Here is a 19,712-nt window from a genome sequence, read left to right as displayed (position 1 = left end):
AATCAAAAAACAGCAGAGCCGCCATAATTCTGTTCTCGGCCGCTCTGCTGACATCACTGTCCTGAATTTCTTTTTCTATTTAAACTTTGGATCCGGTGCAGTATCCATTCCTGTAATCCGTACATTAAATGAAGCCTTTGCTCCTTCCGGACAATATATATAAATTTCTCTCTCCTTTATAAACGGAGTTCTCGTTCCGGATGTAATCCTTTTATCACCAAACTTTCCTTTATCAAATCCTCCGGCTACATCTTCATAAACCTGGAATGAAATTTTTGATGCCTCATCATTGTCGCCGGCTATAATTTCCCACAATAATGACTTTGGTTCTTTTCCATTAGGATCCTGTATGTACCGGGTGGAAAAATTGCCGCTGGACCTGTGAGTCTGTCCCCTAAATGGTTTTGCATGGCTTAGGATTGTTTCCTCTCTGTGAATTTCTTTTTCCTCCCCGTTAAAGTTCTCAAAATTAGAAAGATAAATTTTAGATATTAAGTCCTTTTCGGCAAAATCTACGATGAACATCCCCAGTTTCCTTCCATCCCAGAATTGAGATTGCTCCTTCAGCCTCTGATTCACTTCTACCGCAGCTTGTTTAGGATTTGGCTTGGTACAGCTAGCAAGATTAATACACCATTCGAGGGCGGGAATTGTCTTTTTGTTATTATTCAGATTATTCATCTCAGCCAATGCCTTACTAAGTAATTTCAGTTTCTCTTCTGCTGTGGTCTTATAACGATCCTGAATATATGCTTTATCATTCACCCAAACAAAAGTATGTTCCCCCGCTTTCCACATACATTCAGAATCCCATGAACTTAAGTTCAGGCCAAATTCTTGTTTCTCAAGTCCATAATCATTTTTTGAATAAGTAAACCTGCGGACCAGTACAATCCGCCCTCTGACTTCATCTATTTTAGGAATCCTATCCATAGCCCACATAGTTCCGTCTTTAATATATTTTCCTATATGAAAAACCAGATTTGCATCTCCAGAATTCCATTTTTCATTCTTAATCTGAAAGACCAAAGTTTCCGTAGGATGGTTTTGTAAAAAATACTTTGCATCCTGAACCAGCTTGTCCAAATGAAGATGTTCAGTTTTCATTTCCGGATTCAGGCACCACGTGTCAGCGTGTTTTATACCGGGGCTTTCTTTTTTGGACCCAGCAACACAGCGTATGTCAAAATATCGAACTCCGATTTCCATCTGTTCTGCCAGCGACAATGACTGGCAGCAGTACTTTTCTTTATTTTTTTCCACGTACTTTGTCCCTGAATCATGTGTGCCGGGAAGGTTAATTTCAGATAGTTTTTTCTCCCCGTCCAAAAATCCCATCCAGTTGCCAGCGGTAATTACTTTCCCCATGCCTGTCTTCACTCCTTTCTGATACCAGACATCATCTGAGTATCGTGTGAATTTGCTTGTCTCTATATTATAATTATATTTACTGTTTTTTCTGTTATTCTTGAATTTGGGAAATCGCACTCCAAATGTAATAAAAAAAGAAACCGTGGATCATGACTATGTCCACAGTTTCTATTTCTATCTGACACTGATTGTCATACATTTTTTAGCTTTTCTTTAACTTCTGTACGGATCTGTCCGTCGGCGATGGTAATCATCACCTCATCTCCCTCCCGGACATCTTTTATAGACGTCACCGGCTGGTTTTCTCCCACTGACAGGTATCCATATCCCCCAATCAGCTTTGCTGTAGGTGACATGCCGTGGAGCCGTTCCATATAAATCTCAAGCCTGTGGCGGTAGTCTTTGCGAAGATACTCCATCCGCCCGCGGAGCCGTTCTTCCAGCTCTGCAAAGATCATTTTCTGTTCCTGGAGTTTAAGCCTCGGATCAAAGCCGTGCATTTTCCTGCGGTATCTCTCCACTCTCAAACGGTAATTACCAGTAATGTACTGCATCTGTGCAGAAAGCCTACGCTTCCTTGCGTCAATGGCATCCAATGTCTCTCTGATATCCGGTACTGCAAGCTCACATGCCGCTGTAGGCGTAGGTGCTCTCAGGTCTGCCGCATAATCCGCTATCGTTGTATCCACTTCATGGCCTGTACCGGAAATAATCGGTGTTCTGGCCGCATAGACTGCTCTTGCCACCTTTTCCTCATTAAATGCCCAGAGATCCTCTATAGAGCCGCCGCCCCGGCCAATGATGATCGTATCCACGCCATACCGGTCCAGAGCCTGGATCCCCTTTACGATGGTATCCGCCGCGCCGTCACCCTGTACCTGTGCAGGATACAGCACCAGCTGCACATAAGGATTCCTGCGCTTTGCCACACTTATAATATCCTGGATGGCTGCCCCGGTCTTTGCCGTGACGATGCCCACAGTCTTTGGATTCTTGGGGACAGGTTTTTTCTTTTCATGGTCAAATAAGCCCTCCCGGTACAGTTTTTCCTTAAGCTTTTCAAACTCTGCGTAAAGCCTTCCGATGCCGTCCAGGGAAATCTCATTGGCATAGAGCTGATATGTGCCGTTTCTCTCAAACACGCTGATACTGCCTGAGACAATGACCGTCTGTCCGTTCTCCATGTCGAAATCCAGCCCGCTCATCCTCTGATTGGCAAACATTACGCAGGAAATCTGGCTTTTATCATCCTTCAGCGAAAAATAAATGTGGCCGGATGAGTGATACTTGCAGTTGGAGACCTCTCCCTTTATATAGATCCGGTTCAGAGCATAATCGCTCTGAAAGATCCTTTTAATATACGCATTAATCTGCGCAACTGAAAATATTTTGTTCATTTAACCAATCTTTCCTAAGATCCCGTTGACAAAAGAGGCTGCCTTTTCATTACAATAGGTCTTGGAAAGCTCCACGGCCTCATTGATCGCCACTTTATCAGGGATATCCTCATCAAACATAATCTCAAAAACTGCAATCCTTAAGATCGTAAGCTCTGCTTTTCCAAGCCTTTTGATATCCCATCCTTTGCTGTTTTCATTGATCTTTTGGTCTATCTCATCAAGATGGGCCAGCATGTCGAGAGTCCTTTTCTTAATGTAATCTTTTTCTTTGTTTCTGAAAATATCATTCTCTGCCAAGTACAGGTCAGCCTGCGCTTCAAACTCCTCACTTGCATGAAAATCAATGGAAAAGCACAGACGGAACATCTGCTCTCTTAATTTACTCCTTGTCATCTTACGGTCCTTTCTCTTTACAGTAAGAACGGAACTGCTCTTCACAGCTCCGCCTCTTTTGATTATTCCTCTTCCAGCGCTACGCCGGCGATCCTTACGTTTACTTCTTCAATGGTCAGCCCTGTCATATTTTCTATGGCTGTCTTCACTTTCTCCTGCACCTTTTTTGAAATCTGTGCAATGCTGACGCCGTAATCCAGCTCTATAGCCAGATCCACACTGACATGATTCCCTTCCACATTGACGCGAACTCCCTTGGAAAGCTTATTCATGCCCAGCTTGCTCACCAGCTCGTTTGTAATATTGCCGCACATGCCTGCAACGCCTTTTACCTCTGTCGCTGCCAGCCCCGCGATGATCGCAATGACTTCATCTGCGATTTTCACTTCTCCGAGCAGCCCTTTTTCCTCAACCTTATAACTACTACTTTTATTCTCCATAAAAAGCCTCCTGCTGATTGCTTCTAAAAACTTTTCCTTCTGTTTTATGATCCTTCATATATACAGTATGTTAATTATACCAAAACTTATTGATGTTATGCAAGAAAAAAGAAAGTGTGCAAATCCCGTCCCCTGGAATTTACACACCGAATCTCTAATCTTCTGTTTTAATTGATGTGATTACTACATTTTCAAGCTTGCAGCCGGTTTTTCTTGTGACAATATCCTCAATCTGGCTTCTCTCCACTTTTGATATATCTTTCAGGTTTACCAAAACGTCCACGTTTCCGTTCTGGATCGTTACGATGGAATTCAAAAATCCTTTGGCTCCCAGCAGATTTTCGGTAGCCGTCTCCATCTCCATCTGTTCTGCAAGTGTGGAAAGTTTATCAACCGCATCCTGCTTCACACTGTCTTTGACTGTTTTGTCTTTGATGATCTCTTCCAGAGTATCTTTGGCCTTGCTGTGGGTCTGCTCTCTTTCAAGCTTTGCCTTCGCCACATAATTGCTGACCTGGGCATTGGTGAGCACTGCCTCTCCCACGTCTGTAATGTCATCCTTGGCCTGGCTCTGGGATGCTGTCTTTGCCGTATTGCTCACAGTTTTTGCTTTATCCTTTGAAGTCGTGATGTATTGCCCCGTATAATTGACATAGCCCGCGACCGCGATAATAACAGCCAGAGTTGTGATGATTAATTGATTTTTTTTCACGATTTTCTTCATTTCCTTAGTCCTCCATTTTTAACACCTTTATTTTATAAGATGAAATGTGAAACAACACACTCACCGCATCGACGATATTCTGGTTGATGATATCGCTTCCTCCGCCCTGTGCCACCACTACAACTCCTTCCACTTCAGGTTCTACTTCCTTCACTATGTAAGGGACTTTTTCCCCGTTTTTCTCGACCAAAACAGTCTCTTCGTCTTCCTTCACTGTTTTTTCGTCCTTTTTTGTACTTTCCTCATACGGCGTATCTTTGTTGACAACCGACTCCTTTGAAGATTTCAGAGTAATCATCACTTTAACTTTTCCCACACCTTCCACCTGTTTCAGAGCAGCTACAAGCCGCTTCTCCTGTTTTTTGACATAGGCGTCCGTGGATGACGTATCCTCTTGGCTTTCTGTGCTCTTTTCACTCTTTGAAGTGCTCTTTCCCGCTGAAGGAAAAGAAAATACGATCAGAGCAATGCCGAGAACGAAAATCAAGACGATTTTTTTTGTACCCATAGATTCAATTTTTTGAATCAGTTCCTTTTTGTCCATCATACACTTCCTACTCACTTATATTGATATGACTCTCATCTACATTATAGAAGTTCAAAAGTATGGTTTTTACTTTCTTTCCTTCTGATTTCTCATTTTTCACTTTTACAGATATGCCGCTGATTTCCGTCTCATCCTTTCCATCATCTACATCCACTTCTACTTCTTCGGCTTCGATCTTATAAGAGGCAAGGATTTTTTTTATTTTCTTTTCCTCCCTGTCCTTATAGCTGTCTATAGCCTTGCTGCGGAAGGAAGACTCCGTGCTCCCCGATGCCATATTTGAAAATACAGGCAGATCTTCAGGTCCCAGATTCATAACGTATGCCACCGGTTTCATCATAAGTGCCAGCAGCATAAATCCGGTTACCAGACGGATATATGGCCTATATTTTTCTCCCTGACACAGCTGTCCTACCAGTGTCATGAGAATCAGGAAAAATACAATCGCTTTAATATACTGCATAAGCCGTCACCCCGTATAGTAATTAATGTTCGTGGAAAATGCCACAATAGCAATAGACAGAATAAATAAAATGCTCAGTGTGAATACCGTTCTGATGAGCAGCTTGCCGCTCTTGATCACTGCATCCAGGGAACCTGTAATCCGCTTATCCGATACAGGCTGTAGCAGAATGCCTGTCCCAATATAAGAAAGAAGAATTCCCCCGATCTGCAGCAGCGGCACCAGAATGATAACACAGAGAGCAAAGATTCCGGCCGCCCCGATACTGTTTTTGATGACTACTGCTGATCCTATCAGTGTAGTTGTCACTGTGCTGACTCCCTGTCCCACACCCGGGATCATGGAGACACCTTTTTTTAAAATTCCGTCTTTTACAGAATCCACGGCCGGCAGAAGCATGGCCTGGATCATCTGAATCCCCAGCACTACCGCCAAAAGTCCTTTTAAAAGTGCTCTTACGGCCCACTCCAGTGCATCACACAGCCTGGACAGCTTTTCTTCCAGAGAAATATGGTTTACAATCTTTAAGACAAACAGGATCTTGACCGCAGGGAAAATCACACTCTGTACCAAAAGTGAGATAATATAAATTACAAACAAATACATTTCATATAATGCCACCGATGTGGATACCCCGGTGGTTGCAACCACTGCAATGGAATATGCTGTAATCAGTCCTTTCATAAAGTCAATAAGTGTGGAAATCACCTGCTCTGTAATAGAGTTCAAAAAGAAAAATGAATTTGCCATCAGCCCGATCAGAATCATATAAGTCACATAAAATGCTGTATCCCCCGTATTTCCCTGAAAGAATGCATCTGAAAAATTTTTGAACACTGCTGCGATGATTGCCACAACGATCAGCTGCTTCATGAAATTTTTATTTTCAGAAAGGATAGAGAACAGCTGGTTGCCTATACTTTCCGTCACCATGGAAAAAGCACCCTTAATGTTGCCTGTTATAAGTTTTTTTACAAGCTCTTCATAAGAAAAATGAATCTTTGCTTTCTCCAGTGTCTTTTCCACCTGCTCAAATGAATAATCGCTTAAATCTTCCTCTTCTTTTGCAGACACCTCTGCCGTAAACATCAAAACAAAGATAAATGCCAGCAATATGATCTTCTGTCTCATCCCATCAGCCTTTCCAGTGTAGTCAGCAGTGATTCCAGGATCGGCAGACTCACTACCAGTATAGACAGCTTTCCTGCCATCTCCACCTGTTTTGCCATGGTTGCCTGTCCGGCATCCTTGCAGACATTGGCGGCAAACTCACACAGAAAAGAGATGCCCACCAGCTTCAGCAGGATTTGTATGTACGTTCCCGGAATGCCGGAATAAGACTCAATGGTATCAAACAAATCGATGATTTTGCCCATCTCATCCAGGGCATAAACTGCCAGAAACAAACTGGACACCAGGCCGATCACCAGGCCGTATTCCGGTCTTATGGATTTTATTTTCAGTGTCAAAATACTGGCTATGATGCCGAAAAGTGCAATCTTAACCATCGCTGCCTCCTAAGATATGGTGAACAGTGTCTGTACACTCTCAAAAAGATCATAGATATAAGGGATCACCCATGACAGTACAAGAATCAGTCCGGCAAGGGTAATCAAAAATGCCTGCTCATCCCTCCCTGAGTGTTTCAGTACCTGCACAAGAATTGTGACCAGAATACCCACTGCCGCAATCCGAAAGATAATGTTTACGCTCATAAGATCCTCCTTACAATAAAATAATCACTACGAGAAGTCCAAAGGATAATCCTAGGCTCTGATATAGTTTACAGTTTTTGATCACCTGGTCTTTAATCTGGTACATCCTCTCCTCAATCTGCTCGATGGTAAAATCAATAGTCTTCACCTGCATGTCCTTATCCAGATATCCGATGGTATCCCCCATGTCTGAAAACGGCTCCAGCATCTTCTTTTCCTGAATAAAGGGCATAAGATCTTTCTCCACAGAACTCTTCCATACCTGGGAGAAAGTTTCTTCCTGATAGGATGAGAGCTTTTTTGATACATCCATTAAAAAGACAGAAAACTCCGAATTCATCTTTCCCGCTATTGTGCCAATGGCATCAGGAAGCGGTGTCAGGCCGTAACGGATCTCTCCCTGTAAAAGATAAAGCAGCCGTTTCAGTTCAATCCCCTGCTCCAGCCTCTTCCTCTCACGTGCTGCCCGGTAAAATCCAAGAATCCCCCCTGAAATAATTACAATGGCCGCCCCAAGCAGCTTAACCATAAAGCTTCACCCCCTCCTCATTTAATACCTCTTTGACGCTGCCTGCATCTCCCTGTTCACTGAGAACGATATAACGCCGGAAGACATCTCTTCGCATCATTTCCCCTACATACGGCACTCTTTTTAACTCCTCCATATCTTTTCCATGGATTGTCGCCATCAAAGTACAGCCGCAGTAGGCACTGTACAGCATAGCATCCACGTCCTCTTTTTTTCCTATCTCATCCACAGCGATTACATTCGGAGCCATAGAACGCACCAGCATCATCATGCCTTCAGACTTCGGACAGCCGTCCATAACGTCCGTGCGGATGCCCACTTTATTCTGCGGCACCCCCATATAAGAAGCCGCAATCTCACTGCGCTCATCTACCACACCGACGGTCTCTCCGCCCTCTGACGCCAGACGGATCATATCCCTTAAAAGCGTTGTTTTTCCCCTGCCCGGCGGTGAGATAATCAGTACAGGCAGAAGCTGTCCATTTTCCGTGCACAGTTTGAATACACTTTCTGCGCAGCCGATGACTTCATGAGCCACCCGGATATTCAGGAACGTAATATGCTTCATGGTCCTGATCTCCCCGTCTTCAATAGAAACCTTGCCTGCAACTCCCACCCGGTGTCCTCCTTTTACAGTCAGAAACCCCTGTCTCAGCTGATCTTCATAGGCATAGAGAGAGTAATTGCTGATATATTCCATCATCTGTTTCAATTCTTCTCTTGTGAGAACATGTACAAAATGATGGCTGGAAGTGAGCTTTCCGCCGGTTGACAAAAAATACTCCTTATTTTCATAACGGATGATCACCGGCTGATGAATCCTCAGCCTTATTTCCTGCAGCTTATTTGGCTTCAGGCCGCTCTTCTGCATCAATCCCCGGACAGACCTCGGAAGAATATGGTAGATCTCACTTGTGTTTTCCATAGAACTCCTCCTTCTTCGTAAAGCTGTATAACCCTAATATATGAACAAGACAAGGCATTTAGAATAGAAAAAAGGAAGCCTCCGAAAATCGGAGAACTTCCTCTCTAAAAAACGATATTATTCTGTTTTCTTACTGCGGTTGTTGTAGAAAAACATGACAACCGCTGCCGCGATGATGATAAAATATCCAAGAATACTGAATCCGTCCGGCACCTGCCCAAACAGGAAAAATCCCAGCAGAGTAGAAAAAATAATCTGTGTATAATCATAAATCGATATTTCTTTGCCCGGCGCATAGGTATAAGCTGCCGTGATGGCAAACTGTCCGCCTGCTGCCGCAAGTCCTGCAAGAAGCAGATATATAAGCTGAATTCCTGAGATAGGGTGAAAATCACCGATCATAAACGGGATACAGCTGATGCAGGAAAACGTAGAAAAGAAAAAGACAATAAACGGTCCTCTCTCCCCTCTGGTGCCGAGCTTTCTGACACAGGCGTAAGCGCAGCCTGCAAACAATCCTCCCAGAAATCCTATGAATGCCGGAAGAACAGAAACCGATGCAAAGCTCGGCTTCACAATAAACATACTGCCAACGAATGCGGATGTGATACAAGTCAACTGGAATACGGTAATCTTTTCTTTCAGAATCAAATAAGAAAATACAATGACAAAAAAAGGTGACAATTTATTCAGCGTAGATGCATCGGAAAGCACTAGATGATCCACGGCATAAAAATTGCAAAAAATACCTAAGGTCCCTGCCAGGGACCTTAGGATAAACCAGTGCAGATTCTTCATTTGAAACCGGAATCCGGCGCCGCTTCTCTTGATCATTACAAATGCAAAGATCAGGGCTACCAGGTTTCTGAAAAAGCTCTTTTCAATCGACGGGAGATCGCCTGAAAGCTTAACAAATGCATTCATCCATGCAAAGCAAAATGCTGACAGAATGATGCAGATAATCCCCCGGATCTTTTGACTGCTTGACAAGTCTACACCCTGGATAAATATTCTCCGGTTCTTGTATCAATCTTTAATGTATCACCCTGGTTGACAAACAGAGGAACATAAACATTCGCACCCGTCTCTACTGTACAAGGCTTTGTAGCACCCTGAGCTGTGTTTCCTTTTTCTCCAGGCTCACACTCTGTAACGAGCAGCTCAACATGCAGAGGAGCCTCTACCTGGAATACTGTCCCATTGTGTGAAACTAAAGTAACGTTCATATTTTCTTTTACAAACTTTAATGAATCTCCGATGGTGTCCGGATCTAATGCGATCTGGTCAAAAGTCTCCGGATCCATGAAATGGAATAATTCACCGTCTGTATATAAATACTGCATTTCTTTACGTTCGATGTGAGCATTCTCAAACTTTTCTGACGGACGGAAAGATTTTTCAATCGCTCCCCCACTCTTAATATTTTTTAACTTGGCGCGCACGAAGGCTGCTCCCTTTCCAGGCTTTACATGCTGAAACTCAATAATCTGATAAATATTGCCTTCGTATTCGATGGTTAACCCATTCTTAAAATCTCCTGCGGATACCATATCGTAATTTCCTCCTTAATCATTTTGTTCTATAACATTCTATAATAAATGGTAGTTCTTATCAACTATTTATTTGCCAATTTGTATACATTAAAGATATCTTCTTTATTCAGGACACGGAAGGACCCGATCGTTCTAGTGTTTTGGTAGGAACATCCATCGGCCATAGCCCACAGCTCATCCTCTGTTTTTATGCCGATTTCCGGTGCCTCTGAAAAACAGGTCGGCATATCCAGTGACTTAAAGTAATTGACGGTAGCATTGATGGCTTTTCTCGCCACTTCTTCCTTGTTGTCTCCGGAAATCCCCCATACTTTATCTGCAAAATGTACGAATCTGTCTACATCTTCCATATAGGAATACTCTGCCCATGCTCCCCACACTGCAGAAAGGCTTGCCCCATGGGCAATGTCAAACTTGGCGCTCAGTTCATGGCCCAGCTGGTGAGGTGCAAAGTCCTTTTCTGCACCCAGCCCTGTCAGTCCGTTGTGAGAAATACTTCCGCACCACATAATTTCACTCATGCTGTCATAATTATGGGAATCCTGAATGGCAATTCTTCCGTTGGCAATTACGGTTCGCAGAAGGCCTTCTGCAATCTCATCCGTCAGCTGGTTGCCCTTTGTCTTTGTAAAATAGCGGTCTAACGTATGCATCATAATATCTACAATCCCGCATCCCACCTGATACTTTGGCAGTGTATAGGTAAGTTCCGGATTCATAATGGCAAACTCGGGACGGTTCAGATCTGTGCTCAAACCTCTTTTGACCTGGATCTCTGTATTTGTAAGAACTGCGGAATCACTTGTCTCACTTCCTGCAGCCGCAAGGGTCAGGATCACGCCTACTGGAAGAGTTTTTTCCACCGTCTTTTTCCGGGACCAGAACTCCCAGATATCAATGTCCGGATTTGCAGCCCCATGAGACACGGCCTTTGCCGTATCGATGACACTTCCTCCGCCTACAGCCAAAATAAAATCCGCCTGAAACTCTATGGCTTTCTTCACAGCCTCTCTGGCAAAATCCAGTCTCGGATTGGGTTTAACTCCGCCGATGGTTTCCACCTGAAGTCCTGCTTTTTCCAGCGTTTCTGCCACTCTGTCCAGAAGTCCGGACCGTACAACGCTTCCTCCTCCGTATACAACAAAGACTTTAGAACCGTGGTACTTCTTAATCAGTTCCGCCGCTTTGTTCTCGGAAGCTTTTCCAAAAATAATCTCTGTCGGTGTGTGATGGGTAAATGACTGCATCTTCATTCCTCCTATTTTATAGATGGGTTAACTTTCCAACAATCTCTTCTGCGATCTCTTCGACATTTTTTTGGTCTGTATCTACAATCACATCTGCAGCAGACCGGTACTTGGGCCTTCTGATCTCCATCAGTTCGGAGATATACTCTGTATTTTTACGTCCCCGGAGCAGCGGACGCTCGTCACTGTCCTTGACACGCTCTAAAATCGTCTCTGGAGAAGCGGTCAAAAGAACCACTCTTCCATTCTTTTTCATCTCCTGCACGTTGATCTCTCTCATGGCAACTCCGCCTCCGCAGGAAACAATCTGATTATTTTTCTTCTGAAGCTCAATGAGCAGATTGGTCTCACAGTTTCTGAAATATTCTTCTCCATATTCTTCAAAAATCTTGTTGATCGACATCTTCTCTTTTTCAACAATCACCTGATCCATCTCCACCTGCGGAGAGGCAAGGATCTTGCTTAAATAGTCTGACACAGTACTTTTTCCCACTCCCATGAATCCGATCAGGAAAATATTATGGGTAAACAAGGTTCTTGCCTGGATTCTCCGGCTGTTTTCCACAATATAAGTAAAAATATCAAGAATTTCTTCTTTGTATGTATTTTCCTTCACATGCTCTTTGAGCATTTTTCTCTGCCGTTTTTCCTGTTCCGGCTGCAGGATCGGCAGCCCTTTCTCTTTTTTATACTCCATGATCTCTTTGATAATATCCATCCGGTCTTCCAGCACAGATACAATCTGTTTGTCACAGACTTCCAGTCTCTCTCTGATCTCTTCTAACTTTCCCATTGTGTTCCTCGCTTTTCTTCAATCGTAGTCTAATGTGCTTCAGTATACCATAATCCGGCATTTCTTTCAATATTGGACTCGTACCGGAAAATCTTCTGCGGATACTTCTGCATTCCTGTTTAAAGATGGTGGCGGGATTTTATAAACCGGATAAAATCCTGCACGATCGGAGTCAGATATTTGTCCTTCTGTGTGACAAGATAAATGTACCGCTTGATCTCCGGTCTTGCGATTGGGATTACTTCTACCTCCATAGTTTCAAGAATCGGAATCTTGGGCACAATGGAGATCCCCAGTCCGGCAGCCACAAGGCCTGCCACAGAAGAATCTTCTTCCCCCTCATATGCAATAAAAGGCTGTGCTTTTACCTTTGCAAACAGTTTATTGATAAACGGCCTCAGACCGCTCTTCCGGGAAAACATAATGTACGGGTAAGAGGTCGTCTCTGCCAGATCAACAGACTTTTTCCGGGCCAGAGGGTGCCCTTTTGGTGTGATCAGCACCAGCTCCTCCTCCACGACAGGAATAAAGTTCAGACGGTCTTCCCCTTCCTTATAAGAAGAAAACACCAGGTCGTAGGTTCCTTTTTTTAATTCCTCAATCATCTGTTCTGTAGTTCCCTGTCCAAAGGAAAACCTGATATTTTTCCCCTCATTTAATTTCATATAGTCACTCATATTCTGCGGAATAAAATGACTGCCTAACGTATAAATATATCCGATGTCAATGAATCCGCCTGCCAGCCCTGACACTTCTCCTACCACACGCCTGCCCTCGTCCAGCATATCCAGAGACTGCACCACATAACGCCAAAAAAGCTCCCCTTCTTTGGTGAGCCTTGCATTTCTTCCTACTTTTTCAAACAGTTTGACATTTAATTCTTTTTCCAGAGCATTGATGGCATGGCTCAGACTTGGCTGGGTGATATTCAATATCTGGGCGGCTTTTGTGTAATGCTGTTCTTTTGCCAGCGTCCTGAAATAATACAGATGATTCAGATTCATATAATCCCTCCGGAATAGGTTTCTTAGTTATGAGTATATCATACTTTGCCGCATGAAGCACGTCCATCCGGAGGATTTATCATACGCTGTGCCCTGCCGGCAGATTATTCATTGCATTTGTATACACAGTTTGATATAATTATTGCAGTGAAAAAGAAAGAAAAATGGAGGAACTAACTATGGCAGCAAAGAATTTCCGCAATCTATTTGAACCATTTACAGTAAAATCAATGACATTGAAAAACCGTATTGTCATGACGCCGATTGGAACAAATTTTGCTGAGCGAACAGGAGAAGTCAGTGACAAACTGATTGCATATTATAAACAACATGCGAAAGGAGGCACAGGCCTCATCACAGTGGAGGGTGCCAGTGTTGCATCTCCTCAGGGTTCTTTAAGTACGAACCAGCTGAGGATTGATCATGACAACTATATCCACGGCCTGTACAAGCTTTGTGAGGCCATCCATGAGTATGGCTCTAATGCTTCCATTCTGCTTAATCACGGCGGTGCCGACTCTGACGGCTCAGTGACAAACATCCAGCCTGTCTCTGCTTCTGATATTCCGTCAAAAGCGGGCGGAGACATTCCGAGACCTCTTACAGTTGAAGAGATCCATGGCATTGTCCAGAAGTTTGCAGACGCTGCTAGACGTGCAGTTACCGCTGGTTTTGACGCTGTTGAGATCCAGGCAGGACATGGTTATCTGCTGAACCAGTTCTTATCTCCTCTGACCAACGACAGGACAGATGAGTTCGGCGGTTCTAAAGAAAACCGGGCAAGATTCACAACTCTTGTACTAAAAGAAGTCCGCAAAGTTGTAGGCGAGAATATTCCGATCTTTTTAAGAATCAGTGCAGATGAGCTCACCGAAGGCGGCAACTCACTGAACGACACATTAGAGATCGTAGAATATTTTGAAGAATATGTAGATGTATTTGCAGTATCAGCAGGTCTTACCTGTACGATCCAGTATCAGCATGACGCCGATTACCTTCCGGACGGCTGGAAATCTTACATGTCCAAAGCTGTAAGGAAAAAGACCGGAAAACCATGTACCGCTGAAGGAAATATTCGTGAACCTGAAATCGCTAATGAGATTCTTCAGAGCGGTCAGTCTGATCTGATCGGTATCGGACGGGGACTTATTGCAGATCCTGAATGGGTCAATAAAGTGCAGTTCGGCAACACTGATGACATCAACAAATGTATCTCCTGCAACAACGGATGTACTGCAACACTCAGCAGCAAGCCAATGCGCTGTACAGTCAATCCGTTTGTAGTAAGCGGGGAAAACTATAAAAAAGAACATGTCAAAAAACCCTGCAATGTGGTCGTTATCGGAGGCGGTACCGCAGGTCTTGAGGCAGCATGTACTGCCGCAGAGGTGGGATGTTCTACTGTTCTGATTGAGAAGACGAACCAGCTTGGCGGACTGGCAAGACGTGTCGGCAACATGCCGAACAAAAAAAGGCTCGGTTATTTCCCTGCTTATCAGGAAAAAAGAGCTATGGCCCTTAAAAACTTGTTTATCTGTAAGAATGTTGAGGCTACCGCTGAATTTGTGGATGGATTCAAACCGGACATCGTTGTCAACGCAACCGGTTCCAATCCTCTTCTCCCAAATATTCCGGGGCTCAAAGAAAATCTTGAAAAAGGCAACGTTTCTACGATCTTTGATTTGGTTGACAATGTTGAAACATTTGAAAAAACAGATCTTTCCGGTAAAAAAGTCGTTGTCATCGGCGGCGGAAATGTCGGTTTGGATGTAGTCGAATTTTTTGCACCTAGAAAAGCTGACGTTACCATCGTGGAGAAAAAACCTCATTTTGGAGAAGATCTGGACCTTGTTACAAGAACCGGAGCCAATGAGCTTTTGGAAAAATACAAAGTCACTCAGTATCCAAATGCCAATCTTTTGGAAGTAAAAGAAAACTCTTTCATTGTCCGTCATGACTATAAGGATCTGGAATTAGACTTTAACTACGGATTTATCTGCCTTGGAATGCAGTCTGCCACTCCGGCACTGCAGGCTCTGTACGATCATTTTGTAGATGAAGGCATTGAAGTCCTCAACATCGGAGACAGTGCAAAAACAAGGCGTATGATCGAAGGTGTCAAAGAAGGACGTGATATTCTGATCGCATTGGAGAGACATCACTTCTTATAAAAGCATCAGCTTCCAATAAATTTATATATGAATTATATATGAAATAAAAAAGGTCTTTGGGAAAATTAATTTCCCCAAAGACCTTTATTTCTTTTGATCTGATTTCAACATCCGTTTTTTGATCTTTAACAGTTCTCTTTCTTTAAAATAAGGTACAGATTGTGTCACATTCAACGCTGATGCCAGCAGATAGATGGTTCCTTTCTGGATTCCTGCTTTTTGGGCTATAAAATTCTGTTTTACTTCCAGATGCTGAATCTTATCATAACTGACACAAAGAATAGAACGCCGTACATATCCTGCTGCAACTTTCAGGTACCGATCTTCCACAGATACTCCTGCTGTAAGATATCTGCATATAACTCCCGCTAAACACAGCACTGCAATGCCGGCTGCTGACGCTGAAGTCCGCAAAAGAAAACCCGGCCAGAATTCCAGTATGCCCAAAAGACCCGCTGAAATCATCGTAATGACGCCTGTCACAGGGATCAGCCATGCAGCCCATACCGACTTAGGCTGCCTCTGTACATGGACCGCAAGAATATCGGGAAATTCAGGCAAAAGCTGCTGCAGATATTTCTGAATATCTTTTTTTGAAGAATAGAGTATTAAAAAAGCTTTCTTCTCGCTCCCGTCGTCTCCCATTCCTACATTGATAAGCTCAGCCATATATCTTCCCGACGCTCTTGCCTGAAGGGACTGAGTCAATTTTACTGCATTTACCTTATCTACCGGTATCGTGTAATGAACTTTTTTAAAAAGACCATAGCTTAAGTATATTTTGTTTTCCAGCCGCTTTACCTTGAAATCATAATACTGCACAAATCCTTTTACAATATCCCACAGTGCCGAAAAAAAGAAAAATATTAGTACCGCCGCACTGCCCAGCACAGCCAGGATACCTTTTTCCGCTGTTCCGGCACCAAAAACCTGAGTAAACAGCTCTGCTGTTCCCACAATACAGCCTGCCAGAATAAGAACGGAAAATAGATTCATAGAAAAAAGCCCGTGAACCAGCATGTCACCCGGTCCTGCCTCTATATCATACTGCACAGCCGCTTCCGGCTCTGGAACCGCTTCAGCTCCCCCTGTCTCTGCCTGGCGCATAAGTGTCATGACCCTGAGGCGGAACTTCTCCGCCTCAGCTTTCTTCAGCACAATCTTAACGTCCGTCTTATCTGCTGTAGAGAGGCTGTCGGTATCGAGTTTCACTTTACAGGTTCCCAGAATCATCTCAAATAGATTCTGCTCTGTATTTACATTGGAGATATTTTTAATACCGATGGTGTTCTTCCGGCGGTTCAGAGTGTTTTTCTCAATTACAATAGTATTTTCTACAATGGATATATAAGTTTTGGACCAGACCACTACCTGCCATATGACAATCAAAAGAAAGACGGCCAAAACGGCCAGAATCGGAAGAAGCGCTTCTGCTATTTTTCCGTCCAGGCGGATATCTTTCTCTAAAAGTGTTTTTATATTCTGACTGAGGCCGCTCATAAACGCAAGAAAGACAAAAATCAGTACACTTCCCATTCTCTCGGCCACAATAGAGATGTGATTACGGAATCTTACATTATTCTCCATATGTCTCTTCCTTCTGCGCTGCCGCGATCTCGTTGATGCGGTTTCTCAGACTCTCGGCAATGTGCTCCGCTTTCTCTTCGTCCAGAAACCGAATCGTCACATCTCCGCCTGCCGTTGTCACAACGACCTTGGCCACTTTAAATATCTGGTCGATGGGGCCTTTCGCCGTCTGAAGCTTATGAAGCCTCTCTATGGGAACGATATCCCTTTTTACAAACAGATATCCTTCTTTGATATCAATGCATTCCTCATTGATGCTGTAACGGTATCTGTGAAACCGGAATACCGGGCTTGCCGCCATATCAAATATAGTCAGGATGATCAGAATAAGGGAGATCAGCTTTCCCGTTCCGATATCGGCCGGAAACAGCCAAAAGTAATTCACCGCTGCGATTGCCGCTAATGCTGCGGTACCCGCTGCAGCCCCTGCTGTATACATACAATATAATGCCCTTTTGGACAGCTTCTCATATGCCATGATGTATCATTCTCACTTTCTCTTATAAAAATGCAGCACAATCTTTTCAAGATACCGTTTCAGTACAATCTGTATTTCCTCTTTTGGATTCATAGGCTTTACAAGGATACTGTAAACATTTGCCCTGTTGGCTCCATAAACATCTGTAAACAGCTGGTCTCCCACGAACAGGGTATTAGACCTGTCTGTTCCCATAAGCTTCATACCCTTTTCATAGCTTCCAACCATAGGCTTGTTCGCTTTATAAATGTAATAGGTTCCTTCTACTGCCTCGCAAAACTTCTTAACTCTGGGTTCTTTATTATTGGACATAAAACAAAAATCAAAACCAATCTCTTTTAATTCCCTGAAAAAACGGATTGCCCGGTCATCTGCAGGTGCGTTATGCGGCACAAGTGTATTGTCCACATCAAACAGAACTCCCCGGTATCCCCGGTCATAATAATCTTTAAAGTTAATAGAATAGGTGCTGTCCATATATTCATTCGGGTAAAACTTTTCAAACATCTTTTCGTATTTCCATCCTTTATTTTTTCTTTTGTCCTATTCTAGCATATAACTGAAAAAAAACCAAATTCCCCTGAATGTGGACGCCCACACTTAGAAATGCTATAATCGTTATCAGAGAAACGCAAAGGAGAATAACAATGAACCAGGAACTAAAAAAAGAATTTCAGTCTGATCTGGCTGAATTTCATTTAATGACTAGAAAATTCTATCAAAAAGAAGTAAGCGTGAAAGACTACAAAAGTTTTTCCGGCGGCTTCGGCAGCTATGCCCAGAGAGGCGGCGGATCCAGCATGCTGAGACTCCGTTTTACCGGCGGAGAGATCACCAAGGACAAGCTTCAGTTTATTGCAGACAGTGTCCGGAAATATGAGATTAACAAGCTTCATCTCACTACCTGCCAATCCGTGCAGGTTCATAATCTGAGTGATGTTACGGTTTCTTCTCTTATAGAAGAGTCATTTGAACACGATATTATTACCCGCGGAGGCGGCGGCGACTTTCCAAGGAATGTGATGGTCTCTCCCCTGTCGGGAGTGGAAAAAGGAGAGTATTTTGATGTTCTCCCATATGCCAAAGAGGCCGCAGATTATCTTCTTACTTTTATAAAGAAAGTGAAGATGCCGCGAAAATTAAAAGTATGCTTTTCCAATTCCCCTAAAAACGAGACACACGCCACGTTCCGGGATTTAGGTTTTGTTGCCTGTGAAGATCATACCTTTGAGGTTTACAGTGCCGGAGGCCTTGGGAATAACGCTAAAATGGGAGTTTTGATTGACAAGCATGTTGATCCTTCCAAAGTCCTCTATTATATCAAAGCAATGATGATGACATTTACAGAGCATGGAAATTATAAAAACCGCGGAAAGGCCAGAACACGGTACATGCAGGATACTTTAGGCCGGGAAGGTTATCGGGATGCTTTCTTATCAAATCTTAAGAAAGCTATGGAGACCGAATCACTGGATCTTGATGTGCAGGAAACCCCTGTGACAAAGGAGGGAGACGGCACACTGGAGGAAAGCTTCCGCATCACTGCTCAGAAACAGGACGGACTATACAGTGTCTTATACCATCCTTTTGGCGGAAATGTCCCTCCCGAACTAATTGCACCGATCAATGAAGCTGTTCAGAAAATGGATCAGGTTGTATTGAGAGTGGCGCCGGATGAATCTCTTTACTTTATTAACTGTACCAGAGATGAGGCATTAGAGCTTCTGGCGCTTACAAAAGACAGTGCTTCAAATCTTTTTGAAACCTCTGTTGCCTGCATCGGAAGCGGAATCTGCCAGGTAGGACTCAGAGATTCACAAAAATTATATAATACAATCATGAACAAAATCAGACCGCTTGATTTCCCTGACGGAACCCTTCCAAGAATCCATATTTCCGGCTGTCCGTCATCCTGCGGTACCCATCAGATCGGAACTCTTGGATTCCGGGGTGCTACGAAGGTCATTGATAAAAAACCGCATTCTGCATTTCAGCTCTATATCGGCGGCAGCGATATCCAGGGAGAAGAAACGTTCGGTGAGGATGCGGGAACCATTTTAGAAGCGGATATTCCTGAGTTTTTAAAGGAGATCGGACTCACTGTACAGGAAGCACACACAACATATGCTGATTGGATCAAACAAAACCCGGAAGAACTGCAGAATATCGTACAGAAGTATGTAAAATAAAGCATACCAAAACAAAGCGGGCAAACCTGCCTCACACCTCTGCAAGAACAAAGTGGACACGCCTACCTCATCTCCCCCAACCCCTCACTCTTTGAGGGGCTTGTACACTTTGCGCGCCAAATGCAATTTGCCACAGGCAAATAGATTCCTTGCGCATTTGTGCGCATCCTGCACGGAGTGCTT

The 19,712-nt window shown here is 43.6% G+C and carries 22 protein-coding genes; 2 read left to right on the top strand and 20 right to left on the bottom strand.

Annotated features, from left to right (window positions below):
* Positions 1-75 precede the first annotated feature (75 nt).
* The 17 genes from KH180_RS06380 to KH180_RS06300 all read right to left on the bottom strand — a co-directional run bounded on the left by KH180_RS06380 (position 76) and on the right by KH180_RS06300 (position 13,104).
* On the bottom strand, positions 76-1,368 hold the full coding sequence (locus tag KH180_RS06380) for a phosphatidylinositol-specific phospholipase C domain-containing protein (RefSeq protein ID WP_290758019.1): 1,293 nt from the start codon (positions 1,366-1,368) through the stop codon (positions 76-78).
* A 194-nt stretch (positions 1,369-1,562) separates the two neighbouring features.
* Positions 1,563-2,768, bottom strand: coding sequence for an exodeoxyribonuclease VII large subunit (gene xseA, locus KH180_RS06375; RefSeq protein WP_290758016.1), 1,206 nt, complete (start codon positions 2,766-2,768; stop codon positions 1,563-1,565).
* Complete coding sequence (nusB, locus tag KH180_RS06370; protein ID WP_290758012.1) at positions 2,769-3,209, bottom strand: transcription antitermination factor NusB; 441 nt, start codon at positions 3,207-3,209, stop codon at positions 2,769-2,771.
* A 17-nt stretch (positions 3,210-3,226) separates the two neighbouring features.
* Positions 3,227-3,604 (bottom strand): Asp23/Gls24 family envelope stress response protein, encoded by a 378-nt coding sequence (locus tag KH180_RS06365; protein ID WP_290758009.1) that lies wholly within the window; start codon positions 3,602-3,604, stop codon positions 3,227-3,229.
* A gap of 154 nt (positions 3,605-3,758) precedes the next feature.
* The gene (locus tag KH180_RS06360) at positions 3,759-4,328 is read right to left on the bottom strand and encodes a SpoIIIAH-like family protein (RefSeq protein WP_137328465.1); all 570 of its coding nucleotides are present in this window, start codon (positions 4,326-4,328) and stop codon (positions 3,759-3,761) included.
* Between the two features lie 4 nt (positions 4,329-4,332).
* Positions 4,333-4,875: a stage III sporulation protein AG gene (locus KH180_RS06355; RefSeq protein WP_290758005.1), complete on the bottom strand. Its 543-nt coding sequence runs from the start codon at positions 4,873-4,875 to the stop codon at positions 4,333-4,335.
* 7 nt (positions 4,876-4,882) lie between these two features.
* On the bottom strand, positions 4,883-5,338 hold the full coding sequence (locus KH180_RS06350; RefSeq protein ID WP_290758003.1) for a stage III sporulation protein AF: 456 nt from the start codon (positions 5,336-5,338) through the stop codon (positions 4,883-4,885).
* A gap of 6 nt (positions 5,339-5,344) precedes the next feature.
* On the bottom strand, positions 5,345-6,469 hold the full coding sequence (locus KH180_RS06345) for a stage III sporulation protein AE (protein ID WP_290758001.1): 1,125 nt from the start codon (positions 6,467-6,469) through the stop codon (positions 5,345-5,347).
* Positions 6,466-6,846, bottom strand: coding sequence for a SpoIIIAC/SpoIIIAD family protein (locus tag KH180_RS06340; RefSeq protein WP_290757998.1), 381 nt, complete (start codon positions 6,844-6,846; stop codon positions 6,466-6,468). Before KH180_RS06340 ends, KH180_RS06345 begins: the two co-directional genes overlap by 4 nt.
* 9 nt (positions 6,847-6,855) lie before the next feature.
* A complete protein-coding gene (spoIIIAC, locus tag KH180_RS06335; RefSeq protein WP_006567206.1) occupies positions 6,856-7,053 on the bottom strand; it encodes a stage III sporulation protein AC in 198 nt (65 codons plus the stop codon).
* 10 nt (positions 7,054-7,063) lie between these two features.
* Complete coding sequence (locus KH180_RS06330) at positions 7,064-7,582, bottom strand: stage III sporulation protein AB (protein ID WP_290757985.1); 519 nt, start codon at positions 7,580-7,582, stop codon at positions 7,064-7,066.
* On the bottom strand, positions 7,575-8,507 hold the full coding sequence (gene spoIIIAA / locus KH180_RS06325; RefSeq protein WP_290757984.1) for a stage III sporulation protein AA: 933 nt from the start codon (positions 8,505-8,507) through the stop codon (positions 7,575-7,577). The genes KH180_RS06330 and spoIIIAA overlap by 8 nt, the downstream gene beginning before the upstream one ends.
* Before the next feature lie 117 nt (positions 8,508-8,624).
* Positions 8,625-9,497, bottom strand: a complete 873-nt coding sequence (locus KH180_RS06320) for a DMT family transporter (protein WP_290757981.1) — start codon at positions 9,495-9,497, stop codon at positions 8,625-8,627.
* Positions 9,498-9,499: 2 nt separating this feature from the next.
* Complete coding sequence (gene efp, locus KH180_RS06315) at positions 9,500-10,057, bottom strand: elongation factor P (protein WP_290757979.1); 558 nt, start codon at positions 10,055-10,057, stop codon at positions 9,500-9,502.
* Positions 10,058-10,122: 65 nt separating this feature from the next.
* Complete coding sequence (locus KH180_RS06310) at positions 10,123-11,313, bottom strand: iron-containing alcohol dehydrogenase (RefSeq protein ID WP_290757976.1); 1,191 nt, start codon at positions 11,311-11,313, stop codon at positions 10,123-10,125.
* Between the two features lie 10 nt (positions 11,314-11,323).
* Positions 11,324-12,100, bottom strand: coding sequence for a shikimate kinase (locus KH180_RS06305; RefSeq protein WP_290757974.1), 777 nt, complete (start codon positions 12,098-12,100; stop codon positions 11,324-11,326).
* 119 nt (positions 12,101-12,219) lie between these two features.
* Complete coding sequence (locus KH180_RS06300; RefSeq protein ID WP_290757973.1) at positions 12,220-13,104, bottom strand: LysR family transcriptional regulator; 885 nt, start codon at positions 13,102-13,104, stop codon at positions 12,220-12,222.
* A 179-nt stretch (positions 13,105-13,283) separates the two neighbouring features.
* On the opposite strand from KH180_RS06300, the gene KH180_RS06295 reads away from it, so the two are divergent.
* The gene (locus tag KH180_RS06295) at positions 13,284-15,275 is read left to right on the top strand and encodes an oxidoreductase (protein ID WP_290757971.1); all 1,992 of its coding nucleotides are present in this window, start codon (positions 13,284-13,286) and stop codon (positions 15,273-15,275) included.
* A gap of 84 nt (positions 15,276-15,359) precedes the next feature.
* Here KH180_RS06295 and KH180_RS06290 read toward each other — a convergent pair whose 3' ends face one another.
* From KH180_RS06290 to KH180_RS06280, 3 genes are read right to left on the bottom strand one after another with little or no spacing between them, the layout of a single operon-like run.
* The gene (locus tag KH180_RS06290; RefSeq protein ID WP_290757969.1) at positions 15,360-16,862 is read right to left on the bottom strand and encodes a PH domain-containing protein; all 1,503 of its coding nucleotides are present in this window, start codon (positions 16,860-16,862) and stop codon (positions 15,360-15,362) included.
* Positions 16,852-17,340: a PH domain-containing protein gene (locus tag KH180_RS06285; protein ID WP_290757967.1), complete on the bottom strand. Its 489-nt coding sequence runs from the start codon at positions 17,338-17,340 to the stop codon at positions 16,852-16,854. The genes KH180_RS06290 and KH180_RS06285 overlap by 11 nt, the downstream gene beginning before the upstream one ends.
* Positions 17,341-17,352: 12 nt before the next feature.
* Entirely contained in the window at positions 17,353-17,847 is a 495-nt protein-coding gene (locus tag KH180_RS06280) for a YqeG family HAD IIIA-type phosphatase (RefSeq protein WP_290757965.1), read from the bottom strand.
* Positions 17,848-17,987: 140 nt separating this feature from the next.
* Here KH180_RS06280 and KH180_RS06275 point away from each other — a divergent pair, with 140 nt between their 5' ends.
* The gene (locus KH180_RS06275; protein ID WP_290757963.1) at positions 17,988-19,529 is read left to right on the top strand and encodes a nitrite/sulfite reductase; all 1,542 of its coding nucleotides are present in this window, start codon (positions 17,988-17,990) and stop codon (positions 19,527-19,529) included.
* Positions 19,530-19,712 lie beyond the last annotated feature (183 nt).

It is taken from the genome of Anaerostipes sp. (genome assembly GCF_018381315.1).
GTDB lineage: Bacteria > Bacillota > Clostridia > Lachnospirales > Lachnospiraceae > Anaerostipes.
Note: the sequence above shows the minus strand (reverse complement) of the source record. Positions and strands in the feature narration are given on the sequence as shown.